General features: G+C 50.0%; 13 protein-coding genes, 3 tRNA genes and 2 rRNA genes. 10 read left to right on the top strand and 8 right to left on the bottom strand.

Annotated elements, in window-relative coordinates; all coding sequences use genetic code 11:
• Nucleotides 1–16: 16 nt before the first annotated feature.
• From HP572_RS14445 to nrdF, 7 genes are all read left to right on the top strand, one after another.
• Nucleotides 17–364 (top strand): YacC family pilotin-like protein, encoded by a 348-nt coding sequence (locus tag HP572_RS14445; RefSeq protein ID WP_011094845.1) that lies wholly within the window; start codon nucleotides 17–19, stop codon nucleotides 362–364.
• 106 nt (nucleotides 365–470) lie between these two features.
• Nucleotides 471–1,334, top strand: a complete 864-nt coding sequence (gene speE / locus HP572_RS14450; RefSeq protein WP_240583578.1) for a polyamine aminopropyltransferase — start codon at nucleotides 471–473, stop codon at nucleotides 1,332–1,334.
• A gap of 44 nt (nucleotides 1,335–1,378) precedes the next feature.
• Complete coding sequence (gene speD, locus HP572_RS14455) at nucleotides 1,379–2,173, top strand: adenosylmethionine decarboxylase (protein WP_219681489.1); 795 nt, start codon at nucleotides 1,379–1,381, stop codon at nucleotides 2,171–2,173.
• A 701-nt stretch (nucleotides 2,174–2,874) separates the two neighbouring features.
• On the top strand, nucleotides 2,875–3,114 hold the full coding sequence (gene nrdH, locus HP572_RS14460; RefSeq protein ID WP_014916295.1) for a glutaredoxin-like protein NrdH: 240 nt from the start codon (nucleotides 2,875–2,877) through the stop codon (nucleotides 3,112–3,114).
• Nucleotides 3,115–3,123: 9 nt separating this feature from the next.
• A complete protein-coding gene (gene nrdI / locus HP572_RS14465; RefSeq protein ID WP_240583579.1) occupies nucleotides 3,124–3,531 on the top strand; it encodes a class Ib ribonucleoside-diphosphate reductase assembly flavoprotein NrdI in 408 nt (135 codons plus the stop codon).
• Nucleotides 3,532–3,608: 77 nt separating this feature from the next.
• Nucleotides 3,609–5,690, top strand: coding sequence for a class 1b ribonucleoside-diphosphate reductase subunit alpha (gene nrdE, locus HP572_RS14470; RefSeq protein ID WP_230857195.1), 2,082 nt, complete (start codon nucleotides 3,609–3,611; stop codon nucleotides 5,688–5,690).
• Between the two features lie 24 nt (nucleotides 5,691–5,714).
• Nucleotides 5,715–6,677, top strand: coding sequence for a class 1b ribonucleoside-diphosphate reductase subunit beta (gene nrdF / locus HP572_RS14475; RefSeq protein WP_014916297.1), 963 nt, complete (start codon nucleotides 5,715–5,717; stop codon nucleotides 6,675–6,677).
• Nucleotides 6,678–6,800: 123 nt separating this feature from the next.
• Here nrdF and HP572_RS14480 read toward each other — a convergent pair.
• Together HP572_RS14480 and dnaQ are read right to left on the bottom strand one after the other, a co-directional pair.
• Nucleotides 6,801–6,877: transfer RNA gene (locus tag HP572_RS14480), tRNA-Asp, on the bottom strand.
• Between the two features lie 172 nt (nucleotides 6,878–7,049).
• Nucleotides 7,050–7,787 (bottom strand): DNA polymerase III subunit epsilon, encoded by a 738-nt coding sequence (gene dnaQ / locus HP572_RS14485; RefSeq protein WP_240583580.1) that lies wholly within the window; start codon nucleotides 7,785–7,787, stop codon nucleotides 7,050–7,052.
• Between dnaQ and rnhA the strand changes: the two genes are divergently transcribed.
• Nucleotides 7,741–8,307 (top strand): ribonuclease HI, encoded by a 567-nt coding sequence (gene rnhA, locus HP572_RS14490; RefSeq protein WP_240583581.1) that lies wholly within the window; start codon nucleotides 7,741–7,743, stop codon nucleotides 8,305–8,307. The genes dnaQ and rnhA overlap by 47 nt on opposite strands.
• A 19-nt stretch (nucleotides 8,308–8,326) precedes the next feature.
• Here rnhA and HP572_RS14495 read toward each other — a convergent pair whose 3' ends face one another.
• Nucleotides 8,327–9,037 (bottom strand): class I SAM-dependent methyltransferase, encoded by a 711-nt coding sequence (locus HP572_RS14495; protein WP_039551498.1) that lies wholly within the window; start codon nucleotides 9,035–9,037, stop codon nucleotides 8,327–8,329.
• Nucleotides 9,038–9,080: 43 nt separating this feature from the next.
• Between HP572_RS14495 and gloB the strand changes: the two genes are divergently transcribed.
• On the top strand, nucleotides 9,081–9,836 hold the full coding sequence (gene gloB, locus HP572_RS14500) for a hydroxyacylglutathione hydrolase (RefSeq protein WP_240583582.1): 756 nt from the start codon (nucleotides 9,081–9,083) through the stop codon (nucleotides 9,834–9,836).
• A gap of 70 nt (nucleotides 9,837–9,906) precedes the next feature.
• Nucleotides 9,907–11,280, top strand: coding sequence for a murein transglycosylase D (mltD, locus tag HP572_RS14505; protein WP_039281742.1), 1,374 nt, complete (start codon nucleotides 9,907–9,909; stop codon nucleotides 11,278–11,280).
• A gap of 70 nt (nucleotides 11,281–11,350) precedes the next feature.
• Here the strand turns inward: mltD and HP572_RS14510 are convergent, their stop codons facing one another.
• The 5 genes from HP572_RS14510 to HP572_RS14530 all read right to left on the bottom strand — a co-directional run bounded on the left by HP572_RS14510 (nucleotide 11,351) and on the right by HP572_RS14530 (nucleotide 15,921).
• A complete protein-coding gene (locus tag HP572_RS14510; RefSeq protein WP_240583583.1) occupies nucleotides 11,351–12,139 on the bottom strand; it encodes an endonuclease/exonuclease/phosphatase family protein in 789 nt (262 codons plus the stop codon).
• Between the two features lie 200 nt (nucleotides 12,140–12,339).
• Nucleotides 12,340–12,416: transfer RNA gene (locus HP572_RS14515), tRNA-Asp, on the bottom strand.
• Nucleotides 12,417–12,468: 52 nt separating this feature from the next.
• A 5S ribosomal RNA gene (gene rrf / locus HP572_RS14520) occupies nucleotides 12,469–12,584 on the bottom strand.
• Between the two features lie 122 nt (nucleotides 12,585–12,706).
• Nucleotides 12,707–15,612: ribosomal RNA gene (locus tag HP572_RS14525) — 23S ribosomal RNA — on the bottom strand.
• Between the two features lie 233 nt (nucleotides 15,613–15,845).
• Nucleotides 15,846–15,921: transfer RNA gene (locus HP572_RS14530), tRNA-Glu, on the bottom strand.
• Between the last annotated feature and the right edge of the window lie 24 nt (nucleotides 15,922–15,945).

Genomic DNA, 15,945 nt, shown 5'->3' on the forward strand with positions numbered 1-15,945 from the left:
TGGAACAGGTTCAACCATGAAAAACTCTGCGCTGGCTCTGCTCCTGCTAAGCCTGATGAGCTTCTCTTCCGCCAGCAAGGCGCTGAATGAATTTGAAGCGGAAGATCTGGCCGATCTGACCGCGATCTTTGTTTATCTGAAAAACCACTGTGGCTATCAAGATCTGCCGAATGAACAGATTCGTCGGACACTGGTCGCCTTTGCTCAGCAAAATCGCTGGGATCTCAGCAATTACAACGCTTACGATATGACGGCGATGGGTGAAGACAGCTATCGCGATCTGAGTAAAATCGCTATCCCAACGCCGAAGAAATGCCAGTCTCTGGCACGTAACTCACTGGGTCTACTCTCCTACGCACAGTAGTTCCCCCTCCTCCGCGCTGACTGAAATTTGACCGTGCAAGCGGCAAAAGAGTCGGCTATGATGGCGCGCCAATTTTCATGGCTGTTATCGCGGAGGAAGCTCTAACATGTCCCAGAAAGAAATTTGGTATGAAACCCTGCATGCCAACTTTGGCCAGTACTTTTCGGTTGATCGCGTGCTGTATCACGAGAAGACCGATCATCAAGATCTCATCATCTTTGAAAACGACGCATTAGGTCGCGTGATGGCGCTTGACGGCGTAGTACAAACCACCGAGCGCGATGAATTCATCTATCACGAAATGCTCACCCATGTTCCCCTTCTGTCACACGGCAGCGCCAAACGCGTACTGATTATCGGTGGCGGTGATGGCGGTATGCTGCGGGAAGTCAGCCGACACCGCGGCGTCGAACATATCACGATGGTAGAAATCGATGCAGGCGTGGTGGAGTTTTGTCGCCAGTACCTGCCCAATCACAGCGCCGGTAGCTATGACGACCCGCGTTTTAATCTGGTGATTGATGACGGCGTTAACTTCGTCAGACAGTGCAGCGAAAAATTTGACGTCATTATTTCCGATTGCACCGACCCTATCGGCCCCGGTGAAAGCCTGTTCACCTCCGATTTCTATCAGGGCTGCGCTCGTTGCCTGAACGAAGGCGGGATTTTCGTCGCGCAGAATGGCGTGTGTTTCCTGCAACAGGATGAAGCCGTCGGCAGCCATAAAAAACTCGGCCACTATTTCAAGGATGTCAGCTTTTATCAGGCAGCGATCCCGACTTATTACGGCGGCATTATGACGTTCGCCTGGGCCAGCAATAACCCTGCGCTGCGCCAGATAGACGCCACCACGCTGCGCCAGCGTTTTGCGCAATCCGCTATCGCCTGTCGCTATTACACGCCTGATGTTCACATCGGCAGCTTTGCCCTGCCACAGTATCTGTTGAGCGCGTTACAAGATGCGCAATAATCCATCACTTAGGGAATCACACAGCCACAAGGGGGTGACGTAAATTGCACAAGCTGAAGCTACACGGCTTTAACAACCTAACGAAAAGCCTGAGTTTTTGTATCTACGATATCTGTTACACCAAAACGGCCGACGATCGCGATGGTTATATCGCCTATATCGACGAACAATATAACGCTAACCGTTTAACAGAAATCCTCACTGAAACCTGCTCAATTATCGGTGCCAACGTCCTTAACATCGCGCGTCAGGACTACGACCCACAAGGTGCTAGCGTGACCATTCTGGTCAGCGAAGAACCCATCGATCCACGGGATGTCGATACCTCTGAACATCCTGGGCCGCTGCCCCATTCCGTTGTTGCGCATTTGGATAAAAGCCATATCTGCGTTCATACCTATCCGGAAAGTCACCCAGAAGGCGGGCTTTGTACCTTCCGCGCAGATATCGAAGTGTCTACCTGTGGCGTAATTTCGCCGCTGAAAGCGCTGAATTACCTCATCCACCAGCTTGAATCCGATATTGTGACCATCGACTATCGCGTGCGAGGATTTACCCGTGATGTCAACGGCATAAAGCATTTCATCGATCACCAGATCAATTCGGTTCAGAACTTCATGTCCGAGGATATGAAAGCGCTCTATCACATGATGGACGTGAACGTGTATCAGGAAAATATCTTCCATACCAAGATGCTATTGAAAGACTTCGACCTGAAACACTATCTGTTCAACGTCAGCCCTGAAGAACTCAGCGCTACCGAACGGAAAAGAATCACCGATCTGCTGTATCACGAAATGCAGGAAATCTATTACGGTAGAAACCTGCCCGTCCTGTAATCAATACATATAGGGTGTATCTCTTAGTCACAAATATAAGGGCATCAAGGATTTTGCCGTTATCCGGCGTGAAAATTATGCAGCGGTACGCTTGACCGCCGAGTGAGCGACAGGACGTCGCGAAAGCCAGCGCCATGCCGGGAGCATGTCGCTGGCGGCTCGAAAAGCGGGCATGGGCACCGATGGAACCGCGTAGCGGCATAATTTAGCCGGAAGCCTGGGTTCGCAGGGCGGCGGCGACTGAGCGCCCTGCGTCGGGCGCGTGCTATGAAGTAGCATGAAAATGCCGGTTTCATTGCGCACGAAATTGTCTCTTAGCCAGCATAAAAAAGCGTTACTAAGAAGCCACCTTTTACCAAAGGAAAGCTGGATTAGTCATGTTGGCTTTTGTCTTTCCCACATTACCCTTCATTTCGTCGCACACTATTTCGTCAAAAATGATGCGCGTCACATTTATTTCTTTCTGCATTTTTTACTTGCATTCTCTCCCAGCCTTGCTGCATCTGGGTTTGCGTCAATTGGTATAAGGCCAACTAAAAATCATATATCTTGTGTGGTTGAAATTTAAAACACCCACATCTAGTATTCTTTGTGTGGCACTCGCGTAACGAGTCGCTACCCAGTGGATCGGTTCGGGTACACATGCCCTGAAGATAGCCGCTCCGACATACTTCTTTCACGCCAAAGGGTAAATACGAATCATGCGTATTACTATTTTCACTAAGCCAGATTGTGTTCAATGTAACGCCACATGCCGTGCGCTGGACAAGCAAGGAATTAACTATCAACTGGTGGACTTAACTGAAGATGAACAGGCGTTGCAGCAGGTAAGAGCGTTGGGCTATCAACAGGTACCCGTCGTGATGACGGCCGACGATCATTGGAGCGGCTTCCGCCCGGATAAGATCAGTACTCTGAACGCCGCCCTGCAATTGCAGTAAGGGGGCAATATGAACCCGCTGGTCTATTTCTCCAGCCAGTCGGAAAACACGCATCGCTTCATTTCCAGGGTTGACTTGCCAGCCCTGAGAATTCCGATAGCGACAGAACAGCCTGCATTGAAAGTTGATCGCCCCTATATTCTGGTTGTCCCCAGCTATGGCGGAGGCAGCACGAAAGGGGCTGTGCCGCGTCAGGTCATCATCTTTCTCAACGATCCGCATAATCGCGCTTACCTGCGCGGCGTGATTGCCGCAGGCAATACCAATTTTGGTGCAGCGTATTGCATCGCTGGCGACATCATTGCGCAGAAATGTCAGGTGCCTTACCTGTACCGCTTTGAATTGCTCGGCACGGCAGAAGACGTTGCAAACGTGCGTAAGGGAGTAACTGAATTTTGGCAACAACAGACCACGTGAGTGCAAAGGCAACTAAGGCCGACGCAGATGCCCACTCACTCGATTACCATACACTCGACTACCATGCGCTGAACGCAATGCTCAACCTCTACGACGCAGAGGGGAATATCCAGTTCGAGATGGATAAGCTCGCGGCGCGCCGTTATTTCCTACAGCATGTAAACCAGAACACCGTGTTCTTCCACAATCTGGAAGAAAAGCTGCGTTATCTGGTGGAAGAAGGCTACTACGAAGCAGAAGTGCTGGATCAATATCAGTTCGATTTCATCAAGAGTCTTTTCCAGCAGGCCTACGCTCACAAGTTCCGCTTTCAAACCTTTCTGGGTGCGTTCAAATACTACACCGGCTATACGTTAAAAACCTTTGACGGCAAGCGCTATCTGGAGCGCTACGAAGATCGCGTCTGCCTTGTGGCGTTGACTCTCGCTAAAGGGGACACGGCACTCGCTAGCGCGCTGGTCGATGAAATCATCAGCGGACGCTTCCAGCCCGCCACCCCCACATTCCTCAACTGTGGTAAAAAGCAGCGCGGCGAACTTGTTTCCTGCTTCCTGCTGCGCATTGAAGACAATATGGAGTCGATTGGTCGAGCAATTAACTCCGCGCTTCAGCTGTCAAAACGCGGCGGCGGCGTGGCCTTCATGCTCAGTAACATCCGCGAAACCGGTGCGCCAATCAAACGTATTGAAAACCAGTCGTCCGGCATTATCCCTATCATGAAAATGCTGGAAGATGCGTTCTCCTACGCCAACCAACTTGGTGCACGCCAGGGTGCTGGAGCGGTGTACCTCAATGCACACCACCCAGATATTCTGCGTTTTCTGGATACCAAGCGGGAAAATGCCGATGAGAAAATCCGCATCAAGACGCTGTCTTTAGGTGTGGTCATCCCCGATATCACGTTCCAGTTGGCGAAGAATAATCAGGTGATGTACCTGTTCTCACCTTATGACGTCGAGCAGGTGTATGGCGTGCCGCTGTCAGAAATTAGCGTCACCGAAAAATACCATGAGATGGTCAACGACAAGCGCATCCGTAAATCCCAAATTAAGGCGCGCGAATTCTTCCAGATCCTCGCTGAGATCCAGTTCGAGTCCGGTTATCCCTACATGATGTTTGAGGATACGGTGAATCGCGCGAACCCGATTCACGGCCGTATCAATATGAGTAACCTGTGCTCTGAGATTTTGCAGGTCAACGAGGCCAGCCTGTACGACGACGATCTTGGCTACAGCCACATCGGTAAAGACATCTCCTGTAACCTCGGATCGATGAATATTGCCAACGCGATGGCCTCGCCCGATTTTGGCCAGACAGTTGAAATGGCAATCCGTGCATTGACCGCCGTTTCCGATATGAGCCACATCAGCTCAGTGCCGTCCATTGAAAAAGGCAACGACCAATCACATGCGATTGGTTTAGGTCAGATGAACCTGCACGGCTATCTGGCGAAAGAACGTATTTTTTACGGCACAGAAGAAGCCGTCGATTTCACTAACATTTATTTCTATACCGTCGCTTTCCACGCAATTCGGGCATCGAATGCGTTAGCGATAGAGCGGAACCAGCGCTTCTCAGGCTTTGAACTCTCAAAATACGCTACGGGTGAGTATTTTGATAAGTACATCGAGCAAATATGGGAACCCACAACAACACGCGCACGTGAGCTGTTTGAACAGGCAGGCATCCACATTCCTACTCAGCAGGACTGGGCGGCACTGCGAGAATCCGTGATGGCGCACGGTATTTACAACCAGAACCTGCAGGCGGTTCCGCCGACCGGTTCGATTTCATATATCAACCACTCGACGTCCAGCATCCACCCGATTGTGTCACGTATCGAAATTCGTAAAGAGGGCAAGATTGGTCGCGTCTACTACCCTGCCCCTTATATGAACAATGACAATCTGGAGTATTACCAGGATGCCTATGAGATTGGGCCGCAGAAGATTATAGACACCTATGCCGCCGCGACGCAGCACGTCGATCAGGGGCTGTCGCTGACGCTGTTTTTCCGCGATACCGCTACCACGCGCGACATCAATAAAGCGCAGATCTACGCCTGGACCAAAGGCATTAAGACTATTTATTACATTCGCATACGGCAGATGGCGCTGGAAGGCACCGAAGTTCAGGGCTGTGTGTCCTGTGCGCTCTAAGCCATCGCGGAAGGAAATCGAAGCATGACCGCACTCACTCGCGTCCAGGCGATTAACTGGAACAAAATTGAAGACGACAAAGATTTGGAAGTCTGGAACCGGCTGACGTCTAACTTCTGGCTGCCGGAAAAGGTGCCACTTTCTAACGATATTCCGTCGTGGAGTACGCTGAACGCCCGCGAGCGTCAGTTGACGATCCGCGTCTTCACTGGACTAACGCTGTTAGATACCATCCAAAATACGCTAGGCGCACCAACACTCATGCCCGATGCAGTGACGCCGCATGAAGAAGCCGTGCTGTCTAACATCAGCTTTATGGAAGCGGTGCATGCTCGTTCGTACAGCTCTATTTTCTCGACGCTGTGTCTAACCAGCGAAGTCGATGATGCGTATCGCTGGAGCGAAGAGAATACGGCGCTACAGAAAAAGTCCGACATTATTCTGTCGCACTATCGCAGTGACGATCCGCTGATGAAGAAAGTCGCCAGCGTGTTTCTGGAGTCGTTCCTGTTCTACTCGGGGTTCTACCTGCCGATGTACTGGTCAAGCCGTGCCAAGCTGACCAACACGGCGGATTTGATCCGGCTTATCATTCGCGACGAAGCGGTACACGGCTACTATATTGGCTACAAATTCCAGCGCGGGTTAGCGAAGGTCGATTCCGCTCGTCAGCAACAGGTGAAAAATTTTGCCTACGATCTGCTACAGGATTTGTATGACAATGAGGTGTTATATACGCAGGAACTCTATGACGGCGTCGGCTGGACGGAGGATGTGAAGAAATTCCTCCACTACAACGCGAACAAAGCGCTGATGAATCTGGGTTATGAAGCGCTGTTCCCCGCCAGCATGACGGATGTGAATCCCGCGATTCTCTCAGCGCTATCGCCAAACGCGGATGAGAACCACGACTTCTTCTCTGGCTCGGGTTCATCTTATGTGATCGGTAAAGCCGTCAATACTGAAGACGAAGACTGGGACTTCTAAAAAAACGGCCGCTGCTTTTCGGGTGGTCGCATTTTTCCCCAAACGCTTCTCTACAGTCTTTTTTCGATAAATCCAGAAATGAAAAAACCCTGAACCATTTCTGATTCAGGGCTTTCATATAAGTGGCGGAACGGACGGGGCTCGAACCCGCGACCCCCTGCGTGACAGGCAGGTATTCTAACCAACTGAACTACCGCTCCACTCGTGCTCACTGAGCGGGATGAATACTAAGATGACGGCACTATTACGTCAATGCTTTTTATAACTAACCGTTTCTGTTTGCTTATAATTTCATCTTACTGATTATTCTCTCACCCGCAGTGCGATCAGCCGATTCTTTTTACTACGCCAAGGGCGAATATCACGGCGATGCTATTCTGCCCGCCACAGGCAACTCCCGCCTTTTTTAGCAATCAGATCGAGACGTTGTTCATGCGCTAATAGCTCTGACTCATCAGCGTAAAGTATCGTTAACGCCGATTGAGGGCGGACGATTCTCTGGATCGTTTCGGTATTTTCGCTCTTCTGCTGCGTTTCACCTTCCATCGAAAAAGTCAGTGACGTCTGACCACCGGTCATCGCCAGATAAACTTCTGCCAGAATCTCGGCATCGAGTAATGCGCCGTGCAGCGTACGCTTGCTGTTATCTATCTGGTAGCGATCGCAGAGCGCATCCAAACTATTACGCTTACCGGGAAAGATCTTCCGCGCCATTAACAGGCTATCGGTGATCTTACAGAACGTCTCCGTTTTAGGAAGATCTCGGTTCAGCAGCCGAAATTCGTAATCCATAAAGCCGATATCAAACGTTGCGTTATGGATGACCAGCTCTGCGCCACGGATAAAATCGAGAAAATCATCCACGATATCCGCATACGTCGGCTTGTCAGCCAGAAACTCATCGCTAATACCATGTACGTTATACGCTTCGGGATCCACTAAACGATCGGGTTTGATATAGACGTGAAAATGACGGCCCGTCAGGCGGCGGTTGATCACTTCAACCGCACCGATCTCGATAATTTTATGCCCTTCATAGTGAACCCCCAGCATATTCATACCGGTGGTTTCTGTATCCAGGACGATTTGTCGCGTAATTTCAGTGCTCATCGTTTTCGTTTATGTCAGACTTGCCGTTTTTATCATAAGGGAGAGTCTACCAGAGATGCGCAAACAGGTAGAAATTTTCACCGACGGATCTTGCCTCGGTAATCCCGGCCCTGGTGGCTATGGCGCCCTGCTGCGCTACAAGCAGCACGAAAAAGCATTGAGTGCTGGCTATCGTCTTACGACGAATAACAGAATGGAGCTGATGGCCGCAATTGCAGCGCTTGAAACACTAACCACTGACTGTGACGTCGTACTCAGCACAGACAGTCAATATGTTCGTCAGGGAATCACCAGTTGGATTCATAACTGGAAAAAGCGGGGTTGGAAAACCGCCGATAAAAAACCGGTCAAGAACGTCGATCTCTGGCAAAGACTGGATACCGCGATTCAGCGCCATTCCGTGCGCTGGGAATGGGTAAAAGGACACGCTGGGCATCCAGAAAACGAGCGCTGTGATGAACTTGCTCGCGCCGCCGCCAGTGCACCAACGCTTGATGACACCGGTTATCAGGCTGAGTAAATCACCGTAGGCGTCCGCCTCATCTTCGATATATCTTTGTTGCGCCCACCGTGCGGCGCACTGATGCTTTGCGCAATCTCGCCCTCATCGGCGTAAACGTCAGCGGAATTGTGCGCTTCCGGGCAATAATCAGCGTCAGACACCCCAACATCGGAATATGTTTATTCAACTTCCCTTTGTTTCTTCGCCATGGCGTAACATGAAAATGGGTCTGTTCGATAACCTCATAGTTCAATAGCCCCAGCCAGTCCGTAATACGCATTTGAGTAAACATGCGGCTGCAATAAGGATGTTTTTTATTGAGTCTGGGGATCAGTTTACCCAAGCCAACCAGGCTGATCGGATTAAACGTGCTCAGGATTAACCAACCATCATCGATCAAGACACGATCAACCTCCCGCAGAATACGATGCGGGTCCGATGAATATGACAGCGTTTGAGCAAGCAGGCAGGCATCGATCGACTTTTCAGAGAACGGTAATTGATGAGCATCTGCGATAACCTGAAGATTATCGCCGTGTGGAGCAACATTAACCTGATGCGCAATAGCACACTCTGTTACATGGATTTCCGCGCTTAGCGCTCCTACCTTGATAAGATGAAAACCAAAGAGTTTTGGCCACCATGGCAACAAAGCCAGTTCAATCGACTCGCGATAAAATTGCCCACAGGTGATATTATCCCATGAATCAGGTGCAACAATGGTCTGAGGGGTTCGTGCCAATTTCATCTTCTGTTCTCGTCCTCAGGCTGCTAGAAAATAGAGGTGATGAATGAATCTTATCAGTATCCCCGCACTTCAGGACAACTACATTTGGCTATTGAGCAATAAAGAAAATCGCTGTGTGATCGTCGATCCTGGTGAGGCTTCCCCGGTGCTTAATGCACTCGATCAACACTCACTTTTCCCCGAAGCAATCTTGCTCACTCACCATCATAACGACCATGTAGGAGGCGTCAGCGAGCTCCTCAAGCATTACCCTAATCTGCCTGTTTTTGGCCCAAAAGAAACCGCTAAATGCGGCGCGACCTACCTGGTGGAAGAAGGAAATACCGTCTCTTTGTTAAATTCGGAATTTTCTGTAATTGAGGTTCCAGGGCACACATCTGGTCATATTGCCTACTACAGTGCGCCATTTCTGTTCTGTGGCGATACACTATTTTCAGCGGGATGCGGTCGTATTTTTGAAGGTACGCCGAGACAAATGCATGAATCTATTCAAAAAATAGCAGTTCTCCCTGATGATACGATAGTGTGCTGCGCTCATGAATACACGCTATCAAACTTAAGATTTTCTAATGCGATATTGCCAGAAGATCCCATTATTGAAGCTTATCTCCATGAAATCAGTCAGATACGAGAAAAATCGCAGTCTAGTTTACCAACGACATTAGGGCTGGAGAGAAGAATCAACCTATTCCTCCGCTGTCATGAAGTTGATTTAAAAAGGAAATTATCAAAGGAACCTGAAAATATAGAGAATTGGCAAGTTTTTGAGATGCTACGTAGCAAGAAAGACTGCTTCTGAAGGTTTAGGTTGTGCTATTCATCTAATCAAAGTATCCTTGCTCGTCTTTTAAGCAACTATTGACCAACATATGAAGGCTAAAGCGATACTCATCGCCTCAGTCTTGCTGGCGGGTTGTCAGGTCTCACCACATGACACCTCACAACCCAAGCAGCATGCACAGAGTTTGTCTTCGGCAAGTCAAAGTGAAGCAGGAAAGTACACAGGTGGTCGAGAGGCCTCAGCGCGATGGCTAGATGACGATAGCCTCGCGCAACGAGATCTGTGGAACTTCATTGGCGACGAGCTGAAGATGGAGGTTCCGGAAAACGCCCGGATCCGCGAGCAAAAAATGCGTTATTTGAAAAATAAGAGCTATCTCCACGATGTAACATTACGGGCAGAGCCGTACATGTACTGGATAGTCGAGCAGATTAAGCAACGTAAAATGCCGATGGAACTGGTACTGCTACCCATAGTGGAGAGCGCTTTTGATCCAAGTGCCACATCATCTGCCAATGCCGCTGGGCTATGGCAGATTATCCCTGGCACAGGACGCAATTATGGTTTGAAACAAAACCAGTGGTACGACGGACGTCGCGATGTGATTGCGTCTACGACGGCTGCGCTGGATATGATGCAACGACTCAACACGATGTTTGATGGCGACTGGTTATTGACCGTTGCTGCATACAACAGTGGTGAAGGCCGCGTCATGCAGGCGATGAAAGCGAATAAAGCGAAAGGAAAATCAACCAGTTTCTGGGCGCTGGCGTTACCTCGGGAAACGTCAATCTATGTGCCTAAGATGCTGGCTTTGAGCGATATTCTTAAAAACAGCAAGAAGTATGGCGTGAGTCTGCCGCAACCCAATGAAAGCCGCGCATTAGCAAAGGTTGAGCTGGGGCAGCAGATAGAGTTGACGCAAGCTGCTGAGATGGCTGGTTTGTCGTTGAATAAGCTGAAGAGCTATAACTCGGGCTATAAACGTAATGTTACCGCGCCAAATGGGCCACATTACATTATGGTTCCTAAAGCTCACGTTGAGCAGTTGAAAGATTCACTGGCTGATGGTGACATCGCAGCGATTCAACCAACACGCTTAGCGCAAACGCAGCCAACACCAGCATCACAGCAGTATAAGGTACGCTCGGGTGATACCTTATCAGCCATTGCGGCACGGCTTAATGTCAGCACGAAAGATTTGCAGAGCTGGAACAATCTGCGTAGCGCTGGTGCGCTCAAGGTTGGCCAGACGTTGCAAGTTGCCAAAGCTTCAGGCAATAGCAGTTCTATCACCTACCAGGTTAGAAAGGGTGATTCACTGGCAAGCATTGCTAAACGGCACGGCGTAAATATCGCTGATGTGATGCGCTGGAATACGGTTATCAACAAGAATGCCAACATCCAGCCAGGCGATCGTCTGACGCTTTATGTTAGCAGCAATATAAAACCTGATTCTTAATGTCATATCAGAATCAGTAACGATAAGCAGCCCTCTACATCTCTGTAGATGGGCTGTTTTTTTATAGCGATTAACTCAGACTAAATTCAACGAGCAGTGGGTTATGATCTGAGGCCTGAGTCACCAATACAGAAGACTGGTTAACGGTCAGCTCACGGTAAAAGACGAAATCGAGCGGGCGACCAAACGCCTTGCGCCGCTGGTCATCAACGAAATGTACCTCCTGCAACCCCATCCTTATCGCAAACCGATTAAGTGCGTTAATACGCTGCTGACTCCATGCATTAAAGTCCCCAGCCATAATAGCTGGCCCCTGATGATGTAAGAGCTGTTCCCCAATCGCAGCCAACTGCTTAGTATAAACTTCAACACCAAAGCTAAAGTTAACCGCATGGATATTGATAACCATCAGTCTTTGGCCATTCTGAAGCGCGTAGACCGTCACCAAAGAGGACTTAGCCAAACGCAACAGGGGTTCCCTTTCACGTAAAGGACAGCAATATACTGGCTGAGCTGCTGATAGCGTCATCACACCAGATGGATGCTGCGGGAGAATAATGGCAGGAACCTGATCGGCAGAAAGGTAGTTAGTGGTTGCAAAACGGATGAGTTCTGGCGTGCTTTGCGCTTCCTGCAACAGGACTAACTGGGTACCTTTACCGAAATTCTGCAATACGGAAAGCCAGTTCATTCGTTGTTGCTTAAAAATGTTCCACACCATTACGCGTAAAACATCCCCCTCCAGCAACAATGAGCCTGTCGGTGGCACTTGTCCCGGATAATGCATTTCCCCGGGAGGGAAGATACGTTCAGCTGGTTGGCCGGCAACATACCTCATTGCATAGGTTCTTTTCCGCACGCCTAATCCACTATCAGTTTCAATACCCTAAATACCCTATCAAAAAAGAGCACTCTTCTGTTATAGAATTTTATCGCAGACTTGCAATGTACGCTCGGCGATAGGGTAGGAAAAATGAAATGAGGATTCATCTAAAAAATTCTAATATTCAAATATGCAAAAAGCCCTAAGCGTTAACTTAGGGCTTTTTGCATAATAAGTGGCGGAACGGACGGGGCTCGAACCCGCGACCCCCTGCGTGACAGGCAGGTATTCTAACCAACTGAACTACCGCTCCACCGAATTTCTCTACAACCACCGGATTACTCCGGCTTACTGCTTAAATTGATGCCTGGCAGTTCCCTACTCTCACATGGGGAAGCCCCACACTACCATCGGCGCTACGGCGTTTCACTTCTGAGTTCGGCATGGGGTCAGGTGGGACCACCGCGCTATCGCCGCCAGGCAAATTCTGTTTCATTCCAACCGTTATGTTCCACTTTTTGTGTCACACAACCATCAGAACCAATCTCTGAACAAGCTAAAATCAAAATCTCTGAGTCGCCCACAAAACACCTTCGGTGTTGTAAGGTTAAGCCTCTCGGGTCATTAGTACTGGTTAGCTCAACGTATCGCTACGCTTACACACCCAGCCTATCTACGTCGTCGTCTTCAACGGCCCTTCAGGGGCATCTAGTGCCCAGGGAAGACTCATCTCGAGGCAAGTTTCCCGCTTAGATGCTTTCAGCGGTTATCTCTTCCGCACTTAGCTACCGGGCAATGCAATTGGCATCACAACCCGTACACCAGTGGTGCGTTCACTCCGGTCCTCTCGTACTAGGAGCAACCCCTCTCAATCTTCCAACGCCCACGGCAGATAGGGACCGAACTGTCTCACGACGTTCTAAACCCAGCTCGCGTACCACTTTAAATGGCGAACAGCCATACCCTTGGGACCTACTTCAGCCCCAGGATGTGATGAGCCGACATCGAGGTGCCAAACACCGCCGTCGATATGAACTCTTGGGCGGTATCAGCCTGTTATCCCCGGAGTACCTTTTATCCGTTGAGCGATGGCCCTTCCATTCAGAACCACCGGATCACTAAGACCTGCTTTCGCACCTGCTCGAGCTGTCACTCTCGCAGTCAAGCTAGCTTATGCCTTTGCACTAACCTCCTGATGTCCGACCAGGATTAGCTAACCTTCGTGCTCCTCCGTTACGCTTTGGGAGGAGACCGCCCCAGTCAAACTACCCACCAGACACTGTCCGCAACCCGGATCACGGGTCCACGTTAGAACATCAAACATTAAAGGGTGGTATTTCAAGGTTGGCTCCACGCAGACTGGCGTCCACGCTTCAAAGCCTCCCACCTATCCTACACATCAAGGCTCAAGGTTCAGTGTCAAGCTATAGTAAAGGTTCACGGGGTCTTTCCGTCTTGCCGCGGGTACACTGCATCTTCACAGCGAGTTCAATTTCACTGAGTCTCGGGTGGAGACAGCCTGGCCATCATTACGCCATTCGTGCAGGTCGGAACTTACCCGACAAGGAATTTCGCTACCTTAGGACCGTTATAGTTACGGCCGCCGTTTACCGGGGCTTCGATCAAGAGCTTCGCCTTGCGGCTGACCCCATCAATTAACCTTCCGGCACCGGGCAGGCGTCACACCGTATACGTCCACTTTCGTGTTTGCACAGTGCTGTGTTTTTATTAAACAGTTGCAGCCAGCTGGTATCTTCGACTGATTTCAGCTCCATGAGCAAGTCACTTCACCTACCATCAGCGTGCCTTCTCCCGAAGTTACGGCACCATTTTGCCTAGTTCCTTCACCCGAGTTCTCTCAAGCGCCTGAGTATTCTCTACCTGACCACCTGTGTCGGTTTGGGGTACGATTTGATGTTACCTGGAGCTTAGAGGCTTTTCCTGGAAGCGTAGCATCGGTTACTTCATCACCGTAGTGACTCGTCATCACGCCTCAGTGTTAACAATGACCCGGATTTACCAAAGTCATCCACCTTCACGCTTAAACCGGGACAACCGTCGCCCGGATAACCTAGCTTTCTCCGTCCCCCCTTCGCAGTAACACCGAGTACAGGAATATTAACCTGTTTCCCATCGACTACGCTTTTCAGCCTCGCCTTAGGGGTCGACTCACCCTGCCCCGATTAACGTTGGACAGGAACCCTTGGTCTTCCGGCGTGCGGGTTTTTCACCCGCATTATCGTTACTTATGTCAGCATTCGCACTTCTGATACCTCCAGCAGCCCTCACAGGCCACCTTCGACGGCTTACAGAACGCTCCCCTACCCAACAACACCTAAGTGTCGCTGCCGCAGCTTCGGTGCATGGTTTAGCCCCGTTACATCTTCCGCGCAGGCCGACTCGACCAGTGAGCTATTACGCTTTCTTTAAATGATGGCTGCTTCTAAGCCAACATCCTGGCTGTCTATGCCTTCCCACATCGTTTCCCACTTAACCATGACTTTGGGACCTTAGCTGGCGGTCTGGGTTGTTTCCCTCTTCACGACGAACGTTAGCACCCGCCGTGTGTCTCCCGTGATAACATTCTTCGGTATTCGTAGTTTGCATCGGGTTGGTAAGTCGGGATGACCCCCTAGCCGAAACAGTGCTCTACCCCCGAAGATGAGTTCACGAGGCGCTACCTAAATAGCTTTCGGGGAGAACCAGCTATCTCCCGGTTTGATTGGCCTTTCACCCCCAGCCACAAGTCATCCGCTAATTTTTCAACATTAGTCGGTTCGGTCCTCCAGTTAGTGTTACCCAACCTTCAACCTGCCCATGGCTAGATCACCGGGTTTCGGGTCTATACCCTGCAACTTAACGCCCAGTTAAGACTCGGTTTCCCTGCGGCTCCCCTATACGGTTAACCTTGCTACAGAATATAAGTCGCTGACCCATTATACAAAAGGTACGCAGTCACCTAACAAGTAGGCTCCCACTGCTTGTACGTACACGGTTTCAGGTTCTATTTCACTCCCCTCGCCGGGGTTCTTTTCGCCTTTCCCTCACGGTACTGGTTCACTATCGGTCAGTCAGGAGTATTTAGCCTTGGAGGATGGTCCCCCCATATTCAGACAGGATGTCACGTGTCCCGCCCTACTCATCGAACTCACAGCTTGTGCATTTTTGTGTACGGGACTATCACCCTTTACTGTGCGACTTTCCAGACGCTTCCACTAACACACAAACTGATTCAGGTTCTGGGCTCCTCCCCGTTCGCTCGCCGCTACTAGGGAATCTCGGTTGATTTCTTTTCCTCGGGGTACTGAGATGTTTCAGTTCCCCCGGTTCGCCTCATGACACTATGTATTCATGTCATGATAGTGTGTCGAAACACACTGGGTTTCCCCATTCGGGTATCGTCGGGTATAACGCTTCATATCAGCTTACCGACGCTTATCGCAGATTAGCACGCCCTTCATCGCCTCTGACTGCCTAGGCATCCACCGTGTACGCTTAGTCGCTTAACCTCACAACCCGAAGGTGTCTTTGATAACTCAAAGTCACTGTTCGCGCTGCGATTATTTGAGAGACTCATTAACATACTGACACGCCATTCATACCCGCAGGCATCAATGCATGTTCAGCTGTCATGTTTCAATTTTCAGCTTGTTCCAGATTGTTAAAGAGCAATATCGTAAACATGACTCCGAAGAATCATCTTTAAGATATTCGTGATAATGTCTTTCACTCATTATCGGATTGGCGTCCCCAAGGGGATTCGAACCCCTGTTACAGCCGTGAAAGGGCAGTGTCCTAGGCCTCTAGACGATGGGGACACGAAAAATCCGCACCAGGTCATA

Origin of the sequence: Pectobacterium sp. PL64 (assembly GCF_022477975.1) — a bacterium.
In the GTDB taxonomy this organism is placed as follows: domain Bacteria; phylum Pseudomonadota; class Gammaproteobacteria; order Enterobacterales; family Enterobacteriaceae; genus Pectobacterium; species Pectobacterium jejuense.